At 53.0% G+C, this 22,280-nt stretch carries 22 protein-coding genes and 1 pseudogene; 11 read left to right on the top strand and 12 right to left on the bottom strand.

What is annotated here, in order from left to right; all coding sequences use genetic code 11:
* The first annotated feature begins 21 nt into the window (after nucleotides 1-21).
* Genes sufC through K7H08_RS16495 form a run of 5 tightly spaced genes read left to right on the top strand, consistent with a single transcriptional unit; the run spans nucleotide 22 to nucleotide 4,800 of the window.
* On the top strand, nucleotides 22-771 hold the full coding sequence (gene sufC, locus K7H08_RS16515; protein WP_231658555.1) for a Fe-S cluster assembly ATPase SufC: 750 nt from the start codon (nucleotides 22-24) through the stop codon (nucleotides 769-771).
* On the top strand, nucleotides 768-2,108 hold the full coding sequence (gene sufD / locus K7H08_RS16510; RefSeq protein ID WP_231658554.1) for a Fe-S cluster assembly protein SufD: 1,341 nt from the start codon (nucleotides 768-770) through the stop codon (nucleotides 2,106-2,108). Before sufC ends, sufD begins: the two co-directional genes overlap by 4 nt.
* A gap of 30 nt (nucleotides 2,109-2,138) precedes the next feature.
* Nucleotides 2,139-3,404 carry an aminotransferase class V-fold PLP-dependent enzyme gene (locus K7H08_RS16505; RefSeq protein ID WP_231658553.1) on the top strand — a complete coding sequence of 422 codons (1,266 nt, stop codon included), beginning with the start codon at nucleotides 2,139-2,141 and terminating at the stop codon, nucleotides 3,402-3,404.
* Between the two features lie 22 nt (nucleotides 3,405-3,426).
* Nucleotides 3,427-3,996 (top strand): putative Fe-S cluster assembly protein SufT, encoded by a 570-nt coding sequence (gene sufT, locus K7H08_RS16500; protein ID WP_038483092.1) that lies wholly within the window; start codon nucleotides 3,427-3,429, stop codon nucleotides 3,994-3,996.
* Nucleotides 3,997-4,014: 18 nt separating this feature from the next.
* A complete protein-coding gene (locus K7H08_RS16495) occupies nucleotides 4,015-4,800 on the top strand; it encodes a SanA/YdcF family protein (protein ID WP_051626434.1) in 786 nt (261 codons plus the stop codon).
* 1 nt (nucleotide 4,801) lies between these two features.
* Here K7H08_RS16495 and K7H08_RS16490 read toward each other — a convergent pair whose 3' ends face one another.
* The 4 genes from K7H08_RS16490 to K7H08_RS16475 form a co-directional block, all read right to left on the bottom strand.
* Nucleotides 4,802-5,248: a hypothetical protein gene (locus K7H08_RS16490; RefSeq protein ID WP_038483095.1), complete on the bottom strand. Its 447-nt coding sequence runs from the start codon at nucleotides 5,246-5,248 to the stop codon at nucleotides 4,802-4,804.
* Between the two features lie 87 nt (nucleotides 5,249-5,335).
* Nucleotides 5,336-6,244: a 30S ribosomal protein S6--L-glutamate ligase gene (rimK, locus tag K7H08_RS16485; protein ID WP_038483098.1), complete on the bottom strand. Its 909-nt coding sequence runs from the start codon at nucleotides 6,242-6,244 to the stop codon at nucleotides 5,336-5,338.
* Nucleotides 6,245-6,284: 40 nt separating this feature from the next.
* Complete coding sequence (locus K7H08_RS16480; protein ID WP_009724956.1) at nucleotides 6,285-6,725, bottom strand: ATP-dependent zinc protease family protein; 441 nt, start codon at nucleotides 6,723-6,725, stop codon at nucleotides 6,285-6,287.
* A 69-nt stretch (nucleotides 6,726-6,794) separates the two neighbouring features.
* Nucleotides 6,795-7,847: a DUF3549 family protein gene (locus K7H08_RS16475; protein ID WP_198350112.1), complete on the bottom strand. Its 1,053-nt coding sequence runs from the start codon at nucleotides 7,845-7,847 to the stop codon at nucleotides 6,795-6,797.
* Between the two features lie 285 nt (nucleotides 7,848-8,132).
* Here K7H08_RS16475 and K7H08_RS16470 point away from each other — a divergent pair, with 285 nt between their 5' ends.
* Complete coding sequence (locus K7H08_RS16470; protein WP_120387184.1) at nucleotides 8,133-8,465, top strand: YqcC family protein; 333 nt, start codon at nucleotides 8,133-8,135, stop codon at nucleotides 8,463-8,465.
* Between the two features lie 127 nt (nucleotides 8,466-8,592).
* On the opposite strand, the gene K7H08_RS16465 is transcribed toward K7H08_RS16470, so the two are convergent.
* The 8 genes and pseudogenes from K7H08_RS16465 to K7H08_RS16435 form a co-directional block, all read right to left on the bottom strand.
* On the bottom strand, nucleotides 8,593-9,219 hold the full coding sequence (locus K7H08_RS16465; protein WP_038483108.1) for an OmpW/AlkL family protein: 627 nt from the start codon (nucleotides 9,217-9,219) through the stop codon (nucleotides 8,593-8,595).
* A 263-nt stretch (nucleotides 9,220-9,482) separates the two neighbouring features.
* A complete protein-coding gene (gene putP / locus K7H08_RS16460) occupies nucleotides 9,483-10,973 on the bottom strand; it encodes a sodium/proline symporter PutP (protein ID WP_038483111.1) in 1,491 nt (496 codons plus the stop codon).
* Between the two features lie 237 nt (nucleotides 10,974-11,210).
* Nucleotides 11,211-14,876 carry a bifunctional proline dehydrogenase/L-glutamate gamma-semialdehyde dehydrogenase PutA gene (putA, locus tag K7H08_RS16455; protein ID WP_231658552.1) on the bottom strand — a complete coding sequence of 1,222 codons (3,666 nt, stop codon included), beginning with the start codon at nucleotides 14,874-14,876 and terminating at the stop codon, nucleotides 11,211-11,213.
* Between the two features lie 46 nt (nucleotides 14,877-14,922).
* Nucleotides 14,923-15,024 (bottom strand): annotated as a pseudogene (locus tag K7H08_RS18520) (1-pyrroline-5-carboxylate dehydrogenase); the annotation flags it as partial.
* Nucleotides 14,997-15,155 carry a hypothetical protein gene (locus K7H08_RS16450; protein ID WP_231658551.1) on the bottom strand — a complete coding sequence of 53 codons (159 nt, stop codon included), beginning with the start codon at nucleotides 15,153-15,155 and terminating at the stop codon, nucleotides 14,997-14,999. The gene K7H08_RS16450 and the pseudogene K7H08_RS18520, both read right to left, overlap by 28 nt.
* A gap of 248 nt (nucleotides 15,156-15,403) precedes the next feature.
* Nucleotides 15,404-16,297 carry an AraC family transcriptional regulator gene (locus K7H08_RS16445; protein WP_038483117.1) on the bottom strand — a complete coding sequence of 298 codons (894 nt, stop codon included), beginning with the start codon at nucleotides 16,295-16,297 and terminating at the stop codon, nucleotides 15,404-15,406.
* 27 nt (nucleotides 16,298-16,324) lie between these two features.
* Nucleotides 16,325-16,684 (bottom strand): hypothetical protein, encoded by a 360-nt coding sequence (locus K7H08_RS16440; protein WP_038483121.1) that lies wholly within the window; start codon nucleotides 16,682-16,684, stop codon nucleotides 16,325-16,327.
* 292 nt (nucleotides 16,685-16,976) lie between these two features.
* Nucleotides 16,977-17,384, bottom strand: coding sequence for a CBS domain-containing protein (locus tag K7H08_RS16435; protein WP_038483124.1), 408 nt, complete (start codon nucleotides 17,382-17,384; stop codon nucleotides 16,977-16,979).
* 241 nt (nucleotides 17,385-17,625) lie between these two features.
* Here K7H08_RS16435 and K7H08_RS16430 point away from each other — a divergent pair, with 241 nt between their 5' ends.
* The 5 genes from K7H08_RS16430 (at nucleotide 17,626) to K7H08_RS16410 (ending at nucleotide 22,270) form a co-directional block, all read left to right on the top strand.
* The gene (locus K7H08_RS16430; protein WP_038483127.1) at nucleotides 17,626-18,171 is read left to right on the top strand and encodes a YqaE/Pmp3 family membrane protein; all 546 of its coding nucleotides are present in this window, start codon (nucleotides 17,626-17,628) and stop codon (nucleotides 18,169-18,171) included.
* Between the two features lie 85 nt (nucleotides 18,172-18,256).
* Complete coding sequence (locus K7H08_RS16425) at nucleotides 18,257-19,126, top strand: carboxylate/amino acid/amine transporter (RefSeq protein WP_038483130.1); 870 nt, start codon at nucleotides 18,257-18,259, stop codon at nucleotides 19,124-19,126.
* A 116-nt stretch (nucleotides 19,127-19,242) separates the two neighbouring features.
* On the top strand, nucleotides 19,243-20,223 hold the full coding sequence (locus K7H08_RS16420) for an NAD(+) kinase (protein WP_038483133.1): 981 nt from the start codon (nucleotides 19,243-19,245) through the stop codon (nucleotides 20,221-20,223).
* A gap of 1 nt (nucleotide 20,224) precedes the next feature.
* Nucleotides 20,225-21,211: a metallophosphoesterase gene (locus K7H08_RS16415; RefSeq protein ID WP_089037675.1), complete on the top strand. Its 987-nt coding sequence runs from the start codon at nucleotides 20,225-20,227 to the stop codon at nucleotides 21,209-21,211.
* Between the two features lie 207 nt (nucleotides 21,212-21,418).
* Complete coding sequence (locus K7H08_RS16410; RefSeq protein WP_231658550.1) at nucleotides 21,419-22,270, top strand: rhomboid family intramembrane serine protease; 852 nt, start codon at nucleotides 21,419-21,421, stop codon at nucleotides 22,268-22,270.
* Nucleotides 22,271-22,280: the final 10 nt, after the last annotated feature.

Raw genomic sequence — 22,280 nt, 5'->3', positions numbered from 1 at the left:
AGAATTTAAAAGGTTATGACTATGTTGCAAGTTAAAGATTTACACGTCACCGTCGACGGCAAAGAAATTTTGAAAGGTTTAACGCTCACCATCAATGCAGGTGAAGTGCATGCCATTATGGGCCCGAACGGCGCGGGTAAATCCACATTGTCGGCAGTTATTGCCGGTAAAGATGGCTACGAAGTGACCCATGGTAGCGTTACCTTTGAGGGGCAGGACGTGCTGGAAATGGAAATTGAAGAGCGCGCTCAAGCGGGCTTGCTACTAGGTTTCCAATACCCAGTGGAAATTCCAGGAGTAAAAAATATTTATCTGCTCAAATCTGCGCTTAATGCACAGCGTGTCGCACGTGGTGAAGCAGAAATGCCCGCTCCTGAGTTTATGAAGCTCGTCAAAGAGAAGCTGGGCTTTATGAAGATGGATGCCAGTTTCCTGCAGCGTGCCGTCAATGAAGGTTTCTCTGGCGGTGAGAAAAAGCGCAACGAAATTCTTCAGATGCTGGTGCTTCAGCCAAAGCTTGCCATGCTTGATGAAATTGACTCTGGTCTCGATATCGACGCGATGAAAGTCGTTGCCGATGGCGTTAACAGCCTGCGGGCTGAAGAGCGAGCCATTCTGCTGGTCACTCACTATCAGCGCCTGCTTGACTATATCGTACCGGATAAAGTGCACGTCTTAGTCGACGGTCGTATTGTGAAGAGCGGCGACGCTGAGCTTGCTAAAGAGCTGGAAGCCAACGGCTATGAAGGCATTGAGGAGTCTGTGGCATGAGCGATACGCAAACGTTTTTGGACACGCTGAAAGCGCGTAGCCAACAGCGCGGAGTTGAGCCAACCTGGATCGCGGCTCGCCGCCAAGCGGGAGCTGCCCGCTTTGAAGCCATGGGGTTTCCTACTCGCCGCGATGAAGAGTGGAAATACACTGACGTACGCACGATTGCCCAGGGCAACTTTGCGTTGGCTGAGACTGCAGACTTTTCCCAGGCACAAGCAGCCGCGCTTACGCTGCCGTTGGATGCGTACCGACTGACCTTTGTGGATGGTGTTTTCTCAGCCGCATTGTCGGACTTAGAAGCACTGCCGAGTAGCGTTCAGGTAATGCCGCTCTCTAAGGCTCTGGCTGATAATCATGAAGCCGTGGGTGGGCCGCTGGGTCGCTTAACGGGAGTAGATTTCTCCCCGTTCGCAGCGCTGAACACCGCGTTTATGGAAGAGGGTGCTGTGGTGCGCATTGCACCGGGTGCCGTGGTGGAAAAACCCATCCTACTGCAGTTTTTGTCCCGTGCGGGCGCGCCAGTAATGAGCCATCCGCGCATTTTGGTTGAAGCAGCAGGGCGCAGTGAAGCAACGTTAATTGAGCACTATATCGGTGAAGCCGATGCGGCCAACTTCACCAACGTGGTTGCAGAGCTGATGCTTGATCGCGGTGCGATTTTGAACCACTACAAACTGCAAGAAGCGCCCTTGGGTGATCTGCACATCGCCAGTATTCATGTTGAACAGGGCCGAGACAGCCGCTACAGCTCCTACAATCTGAATTTGGGCGGTGCGCTGGTACGCAACGACCTTATTAGTGATTTAAACGGCCAAGGCGCAGAAACCAACTTCTATGGCCTGTTCTTTGGTCAGGGTCGCCAGCACGTGGATAACCACACTAAGGTTAATCACAATGCGCCACTGACGTTCTCGAACGAGAACTACAAAGGCATTTTGGATGACCGTGCTCACGGCGTCTTTAACGGTAAAGTGTACGTTAAGCGCGATAGCCAGAAGATCGAAGGTTTCCAAAGTAACCAAAACTTATTGCTTTCCGATCGCGCGCATATCGATGCCAAGCCTGAGCTTGAAATTTATGCTGATGATGTGAAGTGTTCTCATGGCACCACCACGGGGCAGTTGGATGAAGACGCGATCTACGCGTTGCGTACCCGCGGCATCGACAAAGCGACAGCGCGAGGCTTGTTAACGCTTGCATTTGCTGGCGAGGTGCTTGAACAGGTCGCGCTAGATGTGATTGCTGAGCGGGTAGAGTTGGCGGTAGCGGGCAAGCTGCCGGAACGCTTCAATCTCGCTGGATTGGTAGAAGCAGCGGCTGCGCTCAACGACTAACGCACTCAACGACTAGCCAAGGAGTCATCGATGCCCCATAGCGTGATTGAGAAACCCTCCGTGCTCGCCCCTGCAGCGTTCGATGTTGAAGCGTTGCGCAATGACTTCCCGATCCTAAAACGGGAAGTGCACGGAAAGCCGTTGGTATATCTAGATAATGCCGCGACCAGCCAAACGCCCCAGCAGGTTATTGACGTATTCAGCGACTATTACTCGCGTTATAACGCCAATATCCACCGGGGGCTGCACACCTTGTCAGATGAGGCGACAGCAGCGTTTGAAGCCACACGGCATCGCGTTAAGGCGTTTCTCAATGCGGAAGATGCACGCCAGATTATCTTTACGCGGGGCACGACTGAAGCAATCAACCTAGTGGTTCAAAGTTGGGGGCGCTCCCAGCTTGCTGCGGGCGATGAAGTGCTAATTTCAATGTTGGAGCATCACTCCAATATTGTCCCTTGGCAGCTATTAGCGGCTGAGATCGGCTTTACCATTAAGGTCATTCCCGTTGAGGCTAATGGGGCGCTAGACATGGCGGCGTACCGCGCGCTGCTCAATGAGCGCACTAAACTAGTGGCAGTTAATCATGTCTCTAATGCGTTGGGCACCATTAACCCAGTGAAAGAGATGGCAACGCTTGCCCACCAGCACGGTGCGCTTATTCTGGTCGATGGTGCTCAGGCAACACCGCACCAGCAGGTTGATGTTCAGGATATTGATGCTGATTTCTATGCGTTCTCTGGGCATAAAATTTATGGCCCTACTGGCGTTGGCGTGCTGTACGGTAAGCAGACTTTATTAGAAGCGATGCCGCCTTGGCAGGGTGGTGGCGAGATGATTAAAACGGTCTCTTTTGACGTCGGCACCACCTTTGCGGAACTTCCGCATAAATTCGAAGCTGGCACTCCCGCCATTGCGGAAGTGATCGCTTTGGGGCGCGCTATTGAGTGGTTGGAAGGCGTTGGCGTGGAGGCGATTGGTGCTTGGGAAGCCGTACTGCTGGAACATGCCACTGCAGAGGTGAGCCAAATAGAGGGCCTGCGCATTCTTGGCACCGCACCGCATAAAGCTGGCGTGCTTTCATTTGTGGTCGAAGGCGCCCATTCCCAGGACATTGGGCTGCTGATTGATCAGCTAGGCGTCGCTATTCGTACCGGGCATCACTGTGCGCAACCACTGCTACATCATTTTGGCGTAGATGCCACGTGTCGTGCATCATTTGCGGCGTATAATACGCTTCAAGAGATAGATACGTTTGTTGCAGCGCTAAAGCGTGTGATTGGAATGGTACGTTAAAGGCCGTCATTTAAGGACCGTTATGGATATTGAGCAAGTGGCCAGCCTTGAACGTGGTCAAAAACTGCCGCTTCAGCGTGATGTTGACGCCATTGCTATTCCGTTTGGCAAAACGGAGACACTGGCCGAAGACAGCGTTGTCAGCGTGATGCAAGCGAAGGGCAGCTCGGTAAGTGTTGGCTTTGAAGGACGGCTTTATCTTATTGAAGGGCGTAATTTGGATGCGTTAGGGCTCGAGCCATTGCCGCGTCCAACACTGCCTGAAAGTGCCAGCGATGAAGAAATTGAACAGTTTGTCTGGGAGCAGTTGCGTACCTGCTTCGATCCCGAAATACCGGTTAATATTGTTGATCTAGGGTTGGTCTATGGTTGCCGTCTTGAGCGCTTGATCAGTGGCGAGCGGATGGTCACTATTCGTATGACGCTGACCGCACCAGGCTGTGGAATGGGCGATGTCATTGCGGCGGATGCGCGGAATAAAATCCTAGGCGCACCTCAGATTAACAAGGTACATACTGAAATTGTCTTCAGCCCGCCCTGGAGCCGTGACATGATGAGCGACGAAGCCAAGCTTGAGCTCGGCATGTTTTAACCCCTGATGGGGAGCTGGATGCACAGCCTGCTATTACGTTACATAAAACGTTTTTTGATGTCTCTAGGAGCACTTATGCTGCTGGCGACATTGCTGTTTATAGTTGGTAATTTTTGGGTGGTTGCCAGTACGGCACGCTATATTGATGACAGCTTTGCGGAGTGTCGCCCAACCGATGTGGCGATTGTATTTGGTACCTCTAATTGGACACGCAGCGGCTTTCGCAACCCTCACTTTCAAGCCCGTATGCGAACCTCTGCACGTCTGATTGCCGATCAGCGGGTCAGCCATTTATTAATCTCTGGGGATAATCGTACTCAAGCCTATAACGAGCCTCGCGCCATGTGGCGTGATCTTTATCGTCGCGGTGTGCCAGCAGACCAGCTCACCATGGATTTTGCTGGGTTCAGTACCTATGACACGCTTGCGCGCGCTAGAGATGTCTTTCAGTTAGATAAGGCGTTGCTGGTTACTCAGAGTTGGCATCTTCCCCGTGCGGTTTTTATTGGTCGCGCATTAGGAATGGATGTAACTGGCTGTGTGGCGGAAGAGAAATCTGCTGCTGGGGAGTGGCGGTTGAAAATGCGCGAATGGGTGGCGCGGGTCGCTACTTTAGGTGATCTATATATTTGGGGAAGAGAGCCTCACTTTCTAGGCTCTCCAGAACCTATCGAATTAAACGCAAGTAGCAACGTCAGCGAAGTGTCTCGCCTCCCTATTGGCCTTGATATTTACCACTACACTGTGAGATCGGCGCAGACGTCACATGAGCAAGCGGCGGTGATCAATAGGGGGGATCAATAGGTTAGCGATGCGTTTTGCGCTTTTGTAAGTTATACAATTCGCGTATTAACTTACGGCAACCTTGCATACACTCTTCCACTACCGGCTCAATGGGGTCGGGCAGGGGGTGAGTGAATAGCGTTGAAAGGGCCTGCATCAGTACGCGCTCTTGTTCCAACAGCTCATTGATTAATACCTGACTATCGTTGCCCACAAAGCTTTTTAAACGGCTCCATAGCCATAAAAAGTCGTCACGCTCAACGTCAGCATCTCGAGGCAGCATTTTTAAGTGCGCACGGGCCAGTTCCTGAAGTTTACGCATCTGGTTTAACCGCTCGGTATAGTGCGGTTTCAGTGCATCACGCAGCGTGGGTCTCAGGCGTTCAATATTATCCTGGAAATAATCAATGCTATCGGCCAGCGCTTCCAGCACGCTGTCCATCGCCACTTGGCGATTGTCGAGAAACATGAGCGTCTACCTCCTTCGGTGACGCAGATTGTGGGGGTGGCAGCGCTAATTTGCCACCCCTAATGCGGATTATTTTTGCATTAAGCCTTAGCCTTTAGGCTTGGGTGGCGCTTTACGCACTGGCATGGCATTTTTTTCGATGTGTTCGATGATCATGCTGGCGATATCTTTGCCTGTTGCATTCTCAATACCTTGTAGTCCAGGTGATGAGTTGACCTCCATAATCACCGGTCCATGGTTAGAGCGTAGTAAGTCGACACCTGCAACGCGCAGTCCCATGGCTTTTGCCGCTCGAATGGCCGTTGAGCGCTCTTCGGGGGTAATGCGGATGACGCTGGCGGTGCCCCCACGATGCAGGTTTGAACGGAACTCGCCTTCGGCTGCCTGACGCTTCATCGAAGCAACCACTTTATCGCCAATCACCAGACAGCGAATATCGGCGCCGCGCGCCTCTTTAATGTACTCCTGAACCATGATGTTGGTTTTCATGCCCATAAACGCTTGAATAACCGACTCAGCTGCTTGGTTTGTTTCAGCAAGTACAACGCCGATACCTTGCGTTCCTTCCAGCAGCTTGATGACCAGCGGAGCACCCTTGACCATGGTAATAAGGTCAGGAATGTCATCAGGAGAGTGGGCGAAACCCGTGATGGGCAAGCCCAGCCCCTTCCTGGATAGAAGCTGTAGCGAGCGTAACTTATCCCGTGAACGAGTGATGGCAACAGAGTCGTTTATTACGTAGGTGCCCATCATTTCAAATTGACGCAGTACGGCGCAGCCATAAAAGGTAACCGATGCCCCTATACGAGGAATGACGGCATCAAAGGGCTCGATTTCGGCGCCTTTATAATGAATCGACGGATGGTGGGAGGCGATGCTCATATAGCAGCGCAGCGTGTCTACCACGCGAGCGGTGTGCCCACGCTGCTCGGCGGCCTCAATAAGGCGGCGAGTAGAATATAGATTGCGATTGCGCGAAAGCAGGGCAATATGCATGCAGGGCTCCGGGGCCAAAAAGTATGGCTAATAAGTTAGTTTAAGGCTCGCCGTGCAAAAATGCAGCCCCAGGGGCTATAAGCAAGCGTCGCATAGCGCGGCGCCCAAGCAGCATGGGATGGCGCATATTGCTACGGTCAGTCAGGGTTAGTTCAACCGGAAAATTTAGTTCACCCAATTGCATCGGGGTGCGAATAACATAACGCCACTCGCTGTGCCCATTAGAACTGGTAACGCGCCGCCTGTCGTGCAGGTGGAGCTGGTAGCGGTGGGCAGGCGTTTGCGGGCCGCCACTATGGGTAATAAAACTTACCCACAGCTGCCCATCCTCATCTTCATGAGTGTCAATCTCTTCGGCATGCAAAGCAGAGGTGCGCGCGCCAGTATCGGCTTTGCAGCAAAGGTGAAGCCCTAATTCAGGTAACGTCACCATTTCACGGCGGCCGATGACTGCTTTGGCCTGATAGGGTAATTCCTTCACGGCATACTCCTGGCAAATGAAGGTTTGTCATCAAGAAATGAGTCGATCTAGCGTCTCATAAATAAATAGCTAGCTTCTAGCTTGGTTAATCAACGCACTTAGCCTTAGCTGAATCGCGGAATCAGGCGGCGCGTCGCGTAGTGTCAGCATAACCAATAGGCGAAGTCTGGGAATCAGTGCAAGGTCACGTACGACTGCATTAAAGTTAGTGCGTTTGTCTTCTGCTAAACGCTGTAAAAGCAGTGGTAAACGTTCAGCGTCTTCTAACAATAACCACCCGCGGCCAGCAATGGCTGCGATAATATCTGGGCCGCAAGCAACAGGGTCATTTAGCAGGCTTGAGTACCATTGGCCGACATCTGCTGATGGAGTGCAGCCCACGGCGCGCACGCAGGCGCACAGGGTTTCTACGTCACCATCAATGGCTGCTTGCTCTCCACGCGCCCGTAATGCACTTACCAGCGGCTCTGCAAGAGACCTATGCTCCAGGCAATAGCACAGCGAGTGAGCGACACTAGTGGGCAACTGGGGAAGGCGCAGCGCTAGCGCTTCTGATGTGGGTAAGTCGAGGCGTACCACATAATCAGCGATGCCTTGTAATCCCAGTGCTTGCCAGTCAATAGTCTGCTGGCCACTAAGATAGGCCTCGACAGGCTCTAAGTGTTGGCTAGCGGCAAGCTCTAATGCATAAGTGGCCTGAGCATTAAGCATTGCTTGAAAAGTAATATCAGGCGAAAAAGCGAGCGGATTATCCTTCATTAGGTGATCCACGTCAGCAGTTTCTGCCTGGCCTAGCGGTTTATTTTCTAGCTGCGCCGCATTTCGCCCAAGGGTTTCGAGCAAGCGATTAATAAAACCGTCTCGTTGGGCGGGGGAGAGCTTGCCTTGTTCGTCTAGCGGCAGCGCCAAAAACCAGATGGCTGGTTCAGGCATGTCACCCATGCGAAATACTACGCCAAGGCGTGCCTGCTGTTGCCAGGGTTCCGGCCAGGCTATCTCGCCATTTTCGAATGCACGCAGTGTTTCTCGTGGGCAGTCCGTTACTCGTCGTCCCATATGGTAGAGGGAAACGTCCGCGCCGCTACGTGTAAAAAACTCATCAAGTGTCTGGATTGGTTGCATGACATCCTTCCGCATTTCAAGCCTGCACTCTACCTTGCTGATGTGTCACTGTCAGCCGCAAACGCTGATTAATCCGTGCTTTATTATCAAAATGGTTAAAAATTGCACAACATGGCGTAACCCGCATGAGAGTAACAGTAGCGACATCTTTCCATAGTTTATCCACAGCCTCTTGCAGGTTTTCTGTGAATCTGTGAATAAGACACAAACTCTGTCAGACGGTTGGCAACTTACCCACAGTGCTGGGATAATAGAGCTTTACTGATTCAAATGGAAAAGGTGCTTATGAGCGTCCATCAACAGCTTCAAACCGCGCTTCTTGAGCTTGAAGCCACTATGAAGGCCGCTAACTTATGGCGTATGCCAACGCCTGATATTTCAGCATTTAATAGCCAGCAACCCTTCTGTATCGACACGATGTCGCTGCCTCAGTGGATTCGATTTGTCTTTATCGCTCGATTAAATGCACTGATTGATGCCCAGGCCGCCATGCCTGCCAAGTGCGATGTAGCGCCGGCAGTGGCTGCTTACCTAATGCAGGAAAAAGTTCGTGCCAGTGACCAGCTACTGGTTGTTCGAGCCGTTGAAAAGATAGATCGGCTAGTTACCGAAAGCTAGGTCGCGCTAATACGAGGAGCTGAAGCCTAGTGTGATGAGGGTGTCAGCAAAGACAATGCCCAGCACCGCAAGCAGCGGGACTGGGCATTTTTCATGCGATTATACGGCTAGTACAGCCGTAGCGGTGTTAGAACCGATAGCTTAAGCCTGCCATAACCACTAAGGGATCAATCTCTACCGTGCCTGCAGCGGCACCGTTAATGGTCGCGTCAGTATCGATGTCGATATACCACGCTGCTGCGTTAAGTGCCCAGTTCTCATCGATAAGTAAATCGATACCCACTTGAGCTGCGGCCCCCCAGGAGTCGTCCAGCTCCAGTTCGCCAATGGCTAGCTCTTCATCAGAGAAAAAGGTGTAGTTAATACCTGCGCCGACATAAGGCTGTACGCGCGCATCAGTGCCACCTAGTGGGTAGTACTGGAGCGTTAGAGTTGGGGGAAGGTGTTTGGTAGAGGCAAGGTTATCACCGTTCAGGGCAATATCGTGCTCAAACGGCAGAGCTGCCAGTAACTCGATGCCCATTTTGTCGTGGAAGCGGTAGCCCAGGGTAAATGCGAAATCGGTTTTGTCCTGAACATCAACCGTGAACGCGCCTCCGGCTAATGAACCGTTGTCGCTTTTTGGCTCCACTTTGGCAACACCCACGCGAGTAAAGAAATCGCCAGCGCCGTAAGCTAAAACTTGGCCGCTTGCCATCAATGTGGCTGCTGCAAGTCCAGTGGTGAGCAGTGTTGAAAGAGAGTTATGGCGCATAGCGTCGCTCCTGACCATTAATGTGAGTCTTTGCAGTGAGTGGTTAACGTGAACCGTTGTTCGACATGATCGCGAACCATGTAAAGAGTGTATCGGGTAGAGGAGGGCAGGTTATTGACCTGGGGCAAAGAGTGGAGCTCCGCCGCTAAATAATGGGCTTATAAAAGAGGCCATCAGAAGTGAAAGAGGCCTTCCCGTGGCATGGGAAGGCCTCAATGATCAACTAATTGTTTAATTAAGCTGAGTGTGTCATTGACGCTCGTCTAGCGATCAATATGCTGATATTCACCCGCATCGGCAGTTATGCTACTAACCACCAAGATGGCAATAAAGGCAGCGATGAAGCCTGGGATGATCTCGTACACGCCGGGGCCACCCATAAATTCTCCGTTCCAGCCTAATGCAATCCAAATCATGACGGTAGCAGCGCCCACTACCATGCCTGCAATGGCGCCAGCTCCGTTCGTGCGAGACCACATTAGCGACAGAATGATCAGCGGGCCAAATGCTGCGCCAAAGCCAGCCCAGGCGTTACTTACTAGCCCAAGAACTTGGGAGTCTGGATTTGACGCAATCACAGCGGCCACCAGACCAACCAGTACGACACAGATTCGACCCACCTTTACGCACTCTTTATCGGTTGCTTCCTTTCTGAGGAACAGGCGATAGAAATCTTCGGTCAATGAAGACGACGATACTAACAATTGGCTGGAAATGGTGCTCATAATCGCAGCAAGCAGTGCCGCATAGAGGAAGCCGGTGACCAGCGGGTGGAATAGCAGGTTCGCCAGAATGATGAAGATCGTTTCTGGATCCTCGATATCCATGCCGTTGCGGATTGCATAAGCCCGGCCAAATAGACCTAGAGAGACTGCGCCAATCAGGGAAATAAGCATCCAGCTCATGCCGATATTACGGGCAGTAGGCACATCTTTCAGCGTCCGGATGGCCATAAAGCGCACAATGATATGTGGTTGACCGAAATATCCCAGTCCCCAGGTAACCGCAGAGAGCCAGCCAATAAAGGTCAGCCCTGACGTCCAGGATAGCAGGGTGGGGTCGACTTCATTTAGCGTCTGTGATGCTTGGGAGAACCCGCCACCGCCTTCGCCAAATAGCACCACTGCAGGCATGATTACTAGCGCTAGCATCATGATACAGCCTTGCACGAAGTCGGTCATACTCACGGCCAGAAAGCCGCCAACAACGGTATAGACAAGTACCACACCAAGTGTAATGAGGATGCCTACAGCATAGTCGCTCATGCCGCCGATGTTAAAAATACCGGCAAACGCGCTTTCAAACAGTTTGCCCCCAGCGACTAGGCCTGATGCCGTGTAAACCGCGAAAAAGATGACGATAACGATAGCAGACACCGTGCGCAGTGAAAGCGCACGTGTCGGAAAGCGGTTTGCCAAAAAGGCTGGAATGGTAATCGCATTACCGTAGTGAACCGTCTGTTCACGCAGTCGGGGGGCGACCAGAGTCCAATTGAAGAACGCACCCACCAGAAGGCCAATGCCGATCCAGGCGGATCCTAAGCCGGAAACAAACATTGCGCCGGGCAACCCAAGCAGCAGCCAGCCGCTCATGTCCGAAGCGCCAGCCGACAGAGCTGCTACTTGTGGACTGAGGCCACGTCCCCCCAGCATGTAATCTTCTGATGAAGATGTCGCTTTGCGCATGGCATAAATGCCGATGGCGATCATGAGCGCAAAGTAGGCAAAAAGACTAATCCAAACACCGATAGCCATGAAAGTTCTCCAATTTGTCAGGACGGAGCTAGCTCCGACAGGTTAGCGCGCTTGCCGTGCAGAACCGCTAGTAGCACGCATGTTTAACTCCGCTTCTTATTCGTGTAGCAAGGCGCTACCGCTTGGTCCTCGATATTCCTTGCTAGGGAAGCGCCTGTACTGGCCGCCTCCCGGCAACACGATGTTATTGTCGTCTAAGTTTAGTTGAGAAGCATGACGTCGACAAAGCCAGCGGGCCTATTCGGCCGTTGCCAGCAAGCTGGCGTTGCCACCCGCTGCGGTCGTATCGATGCACAGATGACGTTCCACCACGTAGCGATCTGGTGAAATGGTCTGAGTCTCGAGCGGCACGATGGCACCGTCGCGCTTAGCGAGTGCTATCCGCAGTTCATGCGTCCAATTACTTTTGCCAGCCGCGGCGACGGCGGCGATCCCTTGAACCTCGCTTAGTGTATCTGCTGTGATGCTACCGTCGAGCCCAATCACGGGCGCGCCAGCGTCGACCAGCGGCTGGACGGCTTGAGCTGCGCCTGGTGCGATCACTACTGCCGTACAGCCCGCGCCAAGCGCCTGTACTGCTTGGGCAGCGGCGATATCCAGCGTTGGCCCAAGGCACAGAACAGCGCCTTTTGGATACATCGCCAAGCGGTTGCTTTCCCCTGTGGGTCCTGGAAGCGTCTGCGGTGTCATGTCGAGGGCCGCTGTCTCGTTAAGGGCCTTGCGGATCACGCCGCCTTTGCCGGAGAGTGCCTTGCGGAGTACTTCGATCCGATTGGGTCGTACCGCCCAGTTCCGCGCATCTAGCCCATCTAAAGCCGATTGGAGGTCGCTGAGTGAGATGGTTTTCCCCTCAGGAGCCTCGTGGTGCTCGGCGGTGGCAGTGCGGCGGAAGCGAGTGACATAGAGCGGGCCACCGGCCTTGGGCCCGGTGCCCGAGAGGCCTTCGCCCCCGAATGGTTGGGAGCCGACAATGGCGCCGATTTGGTTACGATTAACATAAACGTTGCCGACATGGATGCGCTCGACGATTTGCTGCACACGATCATCGATGCGGGTATGCAGGCCGAAGGTCAATCCGTAGCCTTTGCCATTGATGTCGTCGACCACGTTGTCGATGTCTCGCGCCTTGAAAGTAGCCACGTGTAGAACCGGGCCGAATATCTCGCGTTCGAGGTCTGCAATGCCCCCAACCTCAATGACCGCGGGGGTGACGAAGGTGCCAGCTTCCGGTGCGGACAGTTTCTTCAACACCTTACCTGTCTTCTCGTGCGCTGCTACGTAGTCGCTTATCTCGGCTTGGGCGTCGGCGTCGATCACTGGTGAGACGTCGGTGTCAGTATTCCAAGGATCGCCGATGGTGAGCGAGTCCATGGCGCCATAAAGCATGTTGAGCAACCGGTCGCGCGCCTCTTCCTGCACATACAGCATGCGTAGCGCTGAACAACGCTGCCCAGCCGACTGGAAGGAGGAAATTAAGATATCGCGGACTGCCTGCTCGGTCAGCGCCGTAGAGTCCACGATCATCGAGTTGAGGCCACCGGTTTCGGCAACCAGTATCGCATCGGGTCCTGCGTTCTGCGCCAGGGCTTTGTGGATAATCTGTGCCACGGGGGTCGAGCCAGTGAAGCAGACACCAGCGATACGTGGATCGCTAGTCAGCGGGCCACCCACCGTGGGTCCATCGCCAGGCAGCAGTTGAAGTGCTGCTTCTGGAAGGCCAGCCTCACGCATCAACTCGACGGCGCGGGCGGCGATCAGCGGCGTTTGCTCGGCGGGTTTTGCAAGTACCGCGTTGCCAGCCACCAAGGCTGCGGCGATCTGCCCGGTGGTGATGGCCAGTGGGAAGTTCCAAGGGCTGATGCAGACGAAGATACCGCGGGCGCTACCGGGTTCTTCCGCTTCCAGCCGCTCACCCTCATTGGCGTAGTAGCGTAGGAAATCCACCGCTTCGCGCACTTCAGCGATGCCATCAAACATCATCTTACCGGCTTCGCGGGTGGTGATCACGGTCAGCTCAGCGATATGTTCTTCATAGAGATCCGCGGTACGACGGAGCACTTCGGCACGCTCGGCCACAGGACGTGCTGACCACTCACGGAAACCTTGCTCTGCAGCGTCGAGAGCGGCCGCTACCTCCTCAGGGGTGGCCTCATGCACCTTGCCGATAATACGCGAGCTGTCGGCGGGAGAGACTGCATCGCGAGCCGGGCCTTGGGGAGCAGGATTTCCCACTAGCATGGGACCTGCTGTCCAGGTCTTGTCAGCAAAGGTTTCCCGCGCATTAAGCAGCGGCAGGATCGAGGCAGGTTCGTTGATACGATAACCCTTGGAGTTCTTGCGATCTGGCGCAAACAGCTCACCGGGCTGGCGGATCAACGGACTTGAGATGGCCTCGCCAAGCTGTTTAAACCCTTCAACTGGATCTCTTGATACTTCGCTCGGGGGAATCGAGCTATCCACCACCTGGTTGACGAACGAGGAGTTCGCGCCATTCTCTAGCAGGCGACGCACCAAGTAGGCCAGCAGGTCGCGGTGAGCGCCGACCGGGGCGTAGATGCGGCAGTGCGTGCCCTCAGCCTCTTTAACGATGTGGTGCAGCGATTCGCCCATGCCATGCAGGCGCTGAAATTCGTAGCTGTCCTTGTCATCGCCTGCCATGGCCACGACGGCGGCGCAGGTATGGGCATTGTGTGTGGCGAACTGTGGATAGATGCGGTCGCGCCGGTCGAGCAGCATCTGAGCGCAGGCCATGTAGCTGACATCGGTATTGACCTTGCGGGTGAAGACCGGGAAGGTTTTAACGCCCATCTCTTGGGAGAGCTTGATTTCGGAATCCCAGTAGGCACCCTTGACCAAGCGCACCATGATCTTGCGGCCGAACCGCTCGGCAAGTTCGTAAAGTGTCTCTATCACCGGCGCGGCGCGACGCCCATAGGCTTGTACAACGACCCCGAAGCCGTCCCACCCATCGAGGCTGGGGTCGGACATCAGTGCCTCGATCACGTCGAGTGACAGATCCAGTCGATCCTGCTCTTCTGCGTCGATATTGAAACCGATATTGGCTTTGGCCGCTTGTTTTACCAGTTCCAACGCACGGGGTACGAGCTCTGCCATTACCGTGTCACGGTGGGTGTACTCATAACGCGGATGCAGGGCTGATAGTTTCACCGAGATACCGGGACTGCCACGTACATCGCCCTTGGCCTGTTCGGCGATCGCAGTGATCGCCTTGGCATAGGCCTCATGGTAGCGGACGGCATCCTCATCTGTGCGAGCCGCCTCGCCAAGCATGTCGTAAGAGTAGGTGTAGCCCTGTTTCTCTAGGTCGCGGGCATTCTTCATGCCTTCTTCGATGGTCTGGCCGAGTACGAATTGGCGGCCGAGAATCTTCATCGACTGACCAACCGCCTTACGCACTACCGGCTCGCCCATACGGCGTACTAGGCCGCGTAGCGCCCGGGTTGGGCCCTTGGGATCCTCTTCTAGTACTTTACCGGTTAGTAACAGCGCCCAGGTCGAGGCATTAACCATCGATGAGGACGATTTTCCCAGGTGCGCGCCCCAGTCGGACGGCTCGATTTTATCGTGGATCAGGTCGTCGATGGTTTCCGCATCAGGCACGCGCAGCAGGGCTTCTGCCAGACACATCAGGCCGACGCCCTCGGTGGTGGAAAGGCCGTACTCAGCGAGGAACGCCTCCATCATCGAGGGAGACCTCTCTTTGCGCACACGCTCCACGTAGTTGGCACCGGCGGCAGCAACTTTGCGTCGGTCATCCTCTGATAGCTTGATGCGTTCGATCAGCTCATGCAGCACCGCTGCTTCATCGGCGTCATAGTTGCTGCGGATGCGTGAGCGAAGATCACTCACGTCGCTATGCAAATTAAGATTAGTTTTGTTCATGATGGGGTTCTCCTTGCAAGTCGACACGTCAGCATTGCTGAGCTGTTCACTTATCGCCAAGCGCCAGAAGCGACGCGTTACCACCCAGCGCGGCAGTGCTGTTGGTGATTGTTTTTTCAGTCACAAAACGCTGTAGGTAGTGTGGGCCAGCGTTGAGAGCCTTGATTCACTGACGAAGGCATCCTCATCGACAAGATAGTGATCACTGATACGCTCCATAAGCGTATCAAGATCAGTTTGCCAGATGGCAGGGTCACGCATTTTCTTGGCATTGAGCATTGAGGCCCCCATAAGTCTAAACAGAAAGCGAAAAGCTGAATCAAATAACCGAAATAAAGCGATGGTAGGGCACTGCGCCCAAGATAACGGTCGAATGTAGAGCGAGCTGCCATTAGGTGTATGTCGTTTTCATGGCAAAACGTGTCAAATTCTCGGCAAGAAACGCTTTTTAAGACTTTAGTTTAGTCTCTAAACGGCTGCCAGCACGCAAAATAGCGTGTTATGTGCCCAAGCTAACTGCTTCATCACTAGCGAAATGAGAGTGCGCCAGTCTTGACGCTTGCTCCTGAAGAAGGCGCGGAAGATGCTAACGAGGTTGCACCGGATGTTGAAGACGGCGCTAAGTGGGTAGCCGAATCGAGCGGCGTATTGGTTGCGCCTACTCCTTGGCGTAGCTGGCGGGGGGACAAGCCGTAACTACGCCGAAAAGCATGCGAAAGAGCGCTTTGATTGGCAAAGCCTGTTTGAATGGCTATGTCAGTGAGTGGTAGACGGCTTTGTAATACAAGTTGCCTGGCTGCGTGTAAGCGTTGGCGTCGAACATATTGCCAGGGCGACAGGCCCGTTTGGACGCGAAAGCGTTCAGAGAAATGTGCCTCACTGAGGCAGGCCAATTTTGCTAAATCAGCGACTCTCAGCTCATCGGCCAAGTGGTGGCGAATAAATCGATCGATTTGATCAAGGTTGAGCCGCCGTTGTGATGCGCTTTCTGATGCGCCCAGACGAGCCTTTAATGAACCTAACAACGTGGCAGCAAGACGATCTTGCTGGAAAGACATTGCCGACGTGTCAAATCCTTGGGCGAGCTCGCTTTCTACGAAAGCAAGGTAGTGGCGCAATGGATTGTCGAGTGCAAAAAAACGCGGCGCATCAAACAGTGCTACTAATTCGCGGTGTTCGCCCGTTAAGGCAGGTGCATCTTCAGGCAGGTCCAGTATCAGTTGACGATTGTAGCCGTTACCTGAATAGAAGTGTTCATGATTCGCGGGAACAATGCAGCCTGAAAATGCGTTTACCCGGCCACCTAGGCCTTCAATCTCAAATTCTGAAGAGCCGCACAGCGTAATGACTATTTGGTGAAAATCGTGGGAGTGATGCTTTGTGGCACTTTCTAAAGGGATTTGACGAATAGTACTCGGCATGAGGTCTCCTCGGCACTACTGGCCTGTTTACCGCTGGCGCAGCGCTGTGTGTGCCGCTAAATGATCACGTAATGCTTTCAGTTCCGCGTAACCCTCTTGGTTAAGTAACGGTTTGCTTCGAGCAATTTGCCAATGGCGCCCGTGGATGTCCATTAAATGTGATGCACGACGGCGGACATTATCCAGGTACTCATCGTGGCGAATGGGGTAGCCAATGATGGCATTCCACTCCGTTTCGCTGATGCTGCTTTCCAGCGCTTTGTCGAACAAATTGATCAGGTCGTTAGGCTCAGTGCGGTAGCGTGGCGTACCTACGGTCATTAATATTACCAGCACGCCACCTATTACCAGCAAACAGACGCCAAACACTAATAGGTACAGCGCCATACTACACTCCCTGCAAAATCAGTATCAGCATTCGTTTAACAATGCACGACAGTATACGCCTGCTGCTCGTTAAGACGAAAATTTTGCAGTTTTGCGAACTTTTCCCCTGCAAGGTGTCAGAGTGTGTACAGGCAACATCGCGATAGCAGTCGTTAATAGTGTTGTTCTGGCTATTGTTTTCGATCCCTTGCTTCCGCTGCTTATCAAGCAGCGGTTTTTTTTGCTTATCAATCGGTCGTTTTCTGACGTAGTACGGCAATAGATAGTACGGCGATAGGTAGTACGGTGATAGTTAGTGTCGACGAATCGTTAGCAGCGCCATTAAGATGTCGCGGCGCGTGACAATCCCCACTAGGCGTTGCTGCTCCACAACGGGATAAACCTTTGGTTTTGCTCCGAGCATTTCCTGTGCTAAGTCGGTGATACTTTTATTGGGCGTTGTGGTGAGCACGTCTTGGCGCATTAACTCACGTACCAGCGGCGCTTCATCATCGTGGTAGATGCTGTCCAATACGCGACCCATCACATCCTGTTCGGATATAAAACCAATCAGCCGATCAGACGCATCTACCACTGGAGCGCCTGGTAAGCGATGCAATGCCAAACCTTGGGCTAAGTTGGTGATAGAGGTTTGGCCAGTGACGCGGTAGCAGTCCCGTGACATGACATCGCGTACGGTATCGGGGGTTCTATTATTCATCTTGACACTCCTTGACGTAATACGCGCAGTTTCACTCTTAAAGAGAGTAGAGCAATAACCGCTTGCGGCATGAAAGCTATGAATCACAAGAGCTATGAATCACAAGAGCTATGAGTCACAAGAGCCATGAGCCACGAGACCTATAATTCTATTAATGTAGAAGATTTAACTCACCCTGCGTTGTCCTTATTATTGATACATTCAACGCTTTGCTTCATTTCAGAAGCTGCAAGGAGTCAGTATGGACGCACGTGAATACCTCAATCGCAAAGGCGTTGGCATAGAAAGAGACCCTGAACGGCCCAACACATTAGAAGAAAAAGCGTGGGAGAGAGCTCGTGGGGCAGGTAGCCAGCGTCCAAAATCCGGTACACCACATGATTGGGAAGACTGGGAGCGCCATCACGATGATTTGGCAGACGGCGCGGAAACGTTAGAGCAGAAAATTGATAAAGAGGCTCACCAAAAAGCACTAGCTAAAGAGAAGCAGCAAGCTAAGCAAGCGCAAGCGGCGGTAGAGCACTTTACGCCTACCGCGCAAACAAATGAGGCTGATAGTGCGCTTAAGCATCAAGCCCCATCACCCATTGCTTCTGAAGCAGCGCCAGCATCGTCTCAACCGTCATCGGTTCTGTTTGCCTACCGCGCGCTAGCTGTTTTGCTACCGCCTTTGGCCGTTGGGTTAACAGAGGGCGGGGCAAAACGTGTTGCTCTTAGTGTTGTATTGACGTTGTTGGGCTGGCTTCCTGGCGTAGTGCATGCGTTTATATGGTTAAAAAAGCACTAAGCTAGCGATTCTTCGTCTAGCCCATTGGCAGTTGTTGTGAAGCGCGTATAATCCCTGTCAACTTTTCTTTTTGATGGGGTTTACTATGGGCTACCTTGTTGGCGTGACGGCGCTGTGGGCGTTCTCATTCTCGTTGATTGGTGTATATCTGGCAGGCCAAGTAGACAGCTACTTTGCGGTGCTTGTACGGGTAACGCTCGCCATGCTGGTGTTCCTGCCATTTTTACGGCCCAGCTTGCTGCGTGGAAAACAGCGTTTAGCGTTAATGGCGCTGGGTGCGGTGCAGTTAGGTGTCATGTACACCTTCTTCTATCACTCGTTTTTACTGCTATCGGTTCCTGAGGTTCTGTTATTCACGATTTTCACGCCAGTTTATATTGCACTTCTAGATGACCTAATGTTTAAGCGCTTCACGCCTATTTATTTAGTAACCGCACTATTGGCGGTGATCGGAGCAGGCGTCATTCGTTACGATGGTATTGATAGTGGGTTCTGGATGGGCTTTTTGGTAGTGCAGGGGGCTAATCTCTGTTTTGCGTTAGGTCAGGTTGGCTATCGTCGTCTCGCAGCCGATTTGCCGCCCACCTTGGCGTGGCATAACGTTTTTGGCTGGTTCTTTATCGGCGCAATGCTAGTGGCACTCCCTGCCTTTTTGCTGTTTGGTAATGCGGCAGCGCTGCCCAGTACACCGGTGCAGTGGAGTGTATTGGCATGGCTTGGGCTAGTCGCTTCTGGCGTGGGTTATTTCGCTTGGAACCAAGGAGCCACTAAGGTCGATGCAGGAACGCTGGCAATAATGAACAATGCGCTGGTGCCCGCTGGTTTGGTGGTTAATCTGGTGATTTGGAACCGGGATGCAGATATAGGCAAGCTACTATTGGGCGCCGCTATCATGGCCGCTTCTCTGTGGTTAAATCACTGGTGGTTGCAGCGTCGTCGCGCTATATCTGTCTAACTAATTCAAGCTATTGTTTTTGCCCAGAGTAGCCAGCGGTTTCGCGTTGCGCTGGGCAATTTGCTCGACACCCTCATACTCTCCATAATGTGGGCTGATGCCAGCGAGAGTTGTCCATGTCTAACACCCCATCGTCAGGTTTAGCACCCTTGAGCCAGGCCGAACGCACGCAGCCTTTAGAAGAAGCGCCCCTTAAAAAAGCGACGTCCTCTAAAGCGACGTCCTTTAAAACAATCGGCTTAATCGGCCGTTTAGGCAGTGACAAAGTGGTCGATTCGCTTAAGCGGTTGGTCAGCTATCTAGTTGCCCACGATTATAAAGTTCTGATTGAAGACCGGACCGCAACGGTGTTACCGAACCATGGACTGCCTGAAGCCAGCCGCCGCATGCTGGGGGAGCTGTGCGATTTGGTCATCGTTGTAGGGGGGGATGGTAGCCTTCTCGGGGCTGCCCGCACGCTATGTCTTAGCGGTACGTTGATGTTAGGCGTGAACCGGGGGCGGTTAGGCTTTTTAACGGATATTTCTCCTGATGAACTAGAAAGTCGGGTTGGCGAAGTGCTGGCGGGAGAGTTTGAAGTTGAAGAACGTTTCTTGCTAGATGCCGTGTTGTACCGAAACGGTAAAGCGGTGGGTAGCGGTGCTGCGCTCAATGAAGTGGTGGTTCATCCAGGTAAAGCGGTGCGCATGATTGAGTTCGAACTGTTTATTGATGGGCAGTTTGTGTATAGCCAACGTAGTGACGGCTTAATTATTGCCACGCCCACTGGTTCAACCGCCTATGCACTTTCTGGCGGCGGGCCAATCATGCACCCCAAGCTGGATGTAGTGACGTTGGTGCCCATGTTCCCCCATACGCTGTCGAGTCGTCCTATTGTGATTGACGCTGCCAGTGAAATCCGTGTTCACATTGGTGAAACCAATCAGACCTATCCCCATATCAGCTGCGACGGACAAACTCGTGCCGTGGCTAAACCTGACGATGTGCTCGTTATTCAACGAAAACCAGAGCGCGTTCAGCTCGTGCATCCTATTGGGCATAACTTCTATGAAGTGTTGCGCAGTAAACTCGGCTGGAGCCATCGGCTAGGGGATTAATATGGAGGGCTACGATTTAATCGGGGATGTACATGGCTGTGGTGCAACACTGGCAGCGTTATTAGAGCGGCTTGGCTATCATCAACGGGGTGGGGTGTATCGTCACCCACGCCGAAAAGTGATCTTTTTAGGTGATTTAATTGATCGTGGCCCCCGTATTCGTCTAGCGGTTACCATCGCACGCAGAATGGTTGAAGAGGGCGAAGCATATATTGTCATGGGTAATCATGAATATAATGCCCTGGCCTATACGCACCCTGCGCCCCCTGGTAGCAACAAGCGCTGGCTGCGCGAACATACGCCGCGCCATAATCGTATTATTGAAGACACGCTGGCTCAGTACCGCGATTATACAAACGAGTGGGAAGACACCCTGGCGTGGTTTAAGACTATTCCGCTATGTCTGGAGCTGGATGGGATTCGTGTGGTGCATGCCTGCTGGGATGACGAGTTGATTCGACAGCTCAAACAGCGTGCGCCCAACGCCTGCATGGACAACCACTTTCTGGTTGAGTCCACTGACCCCTCTACACAAGCCTTTCGTATACTTGATCGCCTAACCCGTGGGCCTCATATACCGTTACCAAAAGGCATTGCGATACACTCAGGCGATGGCTTTACTAGGCAGAGTTTTCGTGCGCACTTTTGGTCAGCGAACCCGCAGCAGTGGGGGGACGTGGTATTTCAGCCAGATAACCTTCCTGGTGACCTAGAGACCAGAACGCTGACCGATACTGAACGTCAGCGCCTTAGTTATTACGGCCCTGAACAGCCACCTTTATTTATTGGCCATTACTGGTGCGAGGGTATTCCCGCCTTACCAGCACACAACATTGCCTGCTTGGATTATAGTGCGGTGAAATTTGGCCGTTTAGTGGCTTATCGCTGGAGCGGAGAAGCGCGGCTCAATGCCGATCATTTTGTGTGGATACAGGTGCCGAAAGAGGAGCGTGCACTGCCTAAACCGTGGGAAATAGATTTTGATTAATAGCGATATTTTTCAGCTTTACACACGGTTACATATTTTTTTCAAAATAGCTGAACTAACGGTGTTGTCGGTTATCAGAGTAAGTGTTCCCTTGAATGATCCCTTGCTTTTTGATCCGGCGGCCCCCTCCGCCGGATTTTTTTCGTCTATCCGTTGGTGACGCGGCGTGACGTTACGCCGATTCTTATTGGTTGAAAGGAACCTGCCATGCATCCAGTAATGCTTTTACCCACGGGCGCGGACACAAAAGAGCTGCGTAAAGCGCTATGGCACTACCGCATTGGTCATCGCATTACCGATGAAGCAGATGGCCAGCTGCTATGGGTTGCCGACCCGCGCCAGCATGATGAAATGAGATCGTTGGTGAGTCGCTGGGAGCGAGGTGAGCCTCTGATTACGACGACTGTTCGACCCACCCACCGAAGCGGGATGAATCGTTTGGTGCCGATGTTGCGCCAAGTGCCGGTTACAGCGCTGATGATTGGTATTAGCCTATTTGTTTTTGCCCTAACAGGGGTATTTGGCGACTTACTAATTGTTGGGCTCACTATCGTGCCGGTGGGCGTTTCAGGTGGGCAGCTCGTATATGGCAACCTTAGTGACACAATAATGTCTGGCCAAGTATGGCGCTTACTGTCGCCTGCGTTTTTACACTTTGGCTGGATGCATTTGATCTTCAACCTGATGTGGGTATGGTACTTCGGGCGTCAAATCGAGCAGCTTCAGGGTAGTCGTACCATGCTGCTACTGCTTCTGGTTGCCGGTATTGGCGCTAACATTGCGCAATATGTCACTGGCACAGTGCTGTTTGGCGGTATGTCTGGTGTGGTTTACGCCTTGCTGGCCCATGTGTGGCTGATGTCTTATCGTGCCCCGCAAAGCGGATTTTTCGTCCCCCAGATGCTAGTCGTCTTCATGCTGGGCTGGATGGTGTTCACCATGACCGATATTGCCGGTAGCGTGGGCTTTGGCAACGTAGCGAATGAAGCGCACTTGGGCGGGCTGCTCGTGGGGCTGGTCACAGGCTGGTATTATTCTTCCAAACGAAGCAAACATTAAAGGTGCCTAC

Origin of the sequence: Halomonas sp. IOP_6 (assembly GCF_021151565.1) — a bacterium.
GTDB lineage: Bacteria > Pseudomonadota > Gammaproteobacteria > Pseudomonadales > Halomonadaceae > Vreelandella > Vreelandella alkaliphila.
Note: the sequence above shows the minus strand (reverse complement) of the source record. Positions and strands in the feature narration are given on the sequence as shown.

Coding starts and splice junctions, on each gene's coding strand:
- sufT (WP_038483092.1), top strand. CDS start 3,427: ATGGATATTGAGCAAGTGGCCAGCCTTGAACGTGGTCAAAAACTGCCG.
- K7H08_RS16410 (WP_231658550.1), top strand. CDS start 21,419: ATGCATCCAGTAATGCTTTTACCCACGGGCGCGGACACAAAAGAGCTG.
- putP (WP_038483111.1), bottom strand. CDS start 10,973: ATGGCTATCGGTGTTTGGATTAGTCTTTTTGCCTACTTTGCGCTCATG.
- putA (WP_231658552.1), bottom strand. CDS start 14,876: ATGAACAAAACTAATCTTAATTTGCATAGCGACGTGAGTGATCTTCGC.
- K7H08_RS16420 (WP_038483133.1), top strand. CDS start 19,243: ATGTCTAACACCCCATCGTCAGGTTTAGCACCCTTGAGCCAGGCCGAA.
- K7H08_RS16490 (WP_038483095.1), bottom strand. CDS start 5,248: ATGTTTCTCGACAATCGCCAAGTGGCGATGGACAGCGTGCTGGAAGCG.
- sufC (WP_231658555.1), top strand. CDS start 22: ATGTTGCAAGTTAAAGATTTACACGTCACCGTCGACGGCAAAGAAATT.
- K7H08_RS16435 (WP_038483124.1), bottom strand. CDS start 17,384: ATGAATAATAGAACCCCCGATACCGTACGCGATGTCATGTCACGGGAC.
- sufD (WP_231658554.1), top strand. CDS start 768: ATGAGCGATACGCAAACGTTTTTGGACACGCTGAAAGCGCGTAGCCAA.
- K7H08_RS16425 (WP_038483130.1), top strand. CDS start 18,257: ATGGGCTACCTTGTTGGCGTGACGGCGCTGTGGGCGTTCTCATTCTCG.
- K7H08_RS16430 (WP_038483127.1), top strand. CDS start 17,626: ATGGACGCACGTGAATACCTCAATCGCAAAGGCGTTGGCATAGAAAGA.
- K7H08_RS16450 (WP_231658551.1), bottom strand. CDS start 15,155: ATGCTCAATGCCAAGAAAATGCGTGACCCTGCCATCTGGCAAACTGAT.
- K7H08_RS16415 (WP_089037675.1), top strand. CDS start 20,225: ATGGAGGGCTACGATTTAATCGGGGATGTACATGGCTGTGGTGCAACA.
- K7H08_RS16445 (WP_038483117.1), bottom strand. CDS start 16,297: ATGCCGAGTACTATTCGTCAAATCCCTTTAGAAAGTGCCACAAAGCAT.
- K7H08_RS16495 (WP_051626434.1), top strand. CDS start 4,015: ATGCACAGCCTGCTATTACGTTACATAAAACGTTTTTTGATGTCTCTA.
- rimK (WP_038483098.1), bottom strand. CDS start 6,244: ATGCATATTGCCCTGCTTTCGCGCAATCGCAATCTATATTCTACTCGC.
- K7H08_RS16465 (WP_038483108.1), bottom strand. CDS start 9,219: ATGCGCCATAACTCTCTTTCAACACTGCTCACCACTGGACTTGCAGCA.
- K7H08_RS16470 (WP_120387184.1), top strand. CDS start 8,133: ATGAGCGTCCATCAACAGCTTCAAACCGCGCTTCTTGAGCTTGAAGCC.
- K7H08_RS16440 (WP_038483121.1), bottom strand. CDS start 16,684: ATGGCGCTGTACCTATTAGTGTTTGGCGTCTGTTTGCTGGTAATAGGT.
- K7H08_RS16505 (WP_231658553.1), top strand. CDS start 2,139: ATGCCCCATAGCGTGATTGAGAAACCCTCCGTGCTCGCCCCTGCAGCG.
- K7H08_RS16475 (WP_198350112.1), bottom strand. CDS start 7,847: ATGCAACCAATCCAGACACTTGATGAGTTTTTTACACGTAGCGGCGCG.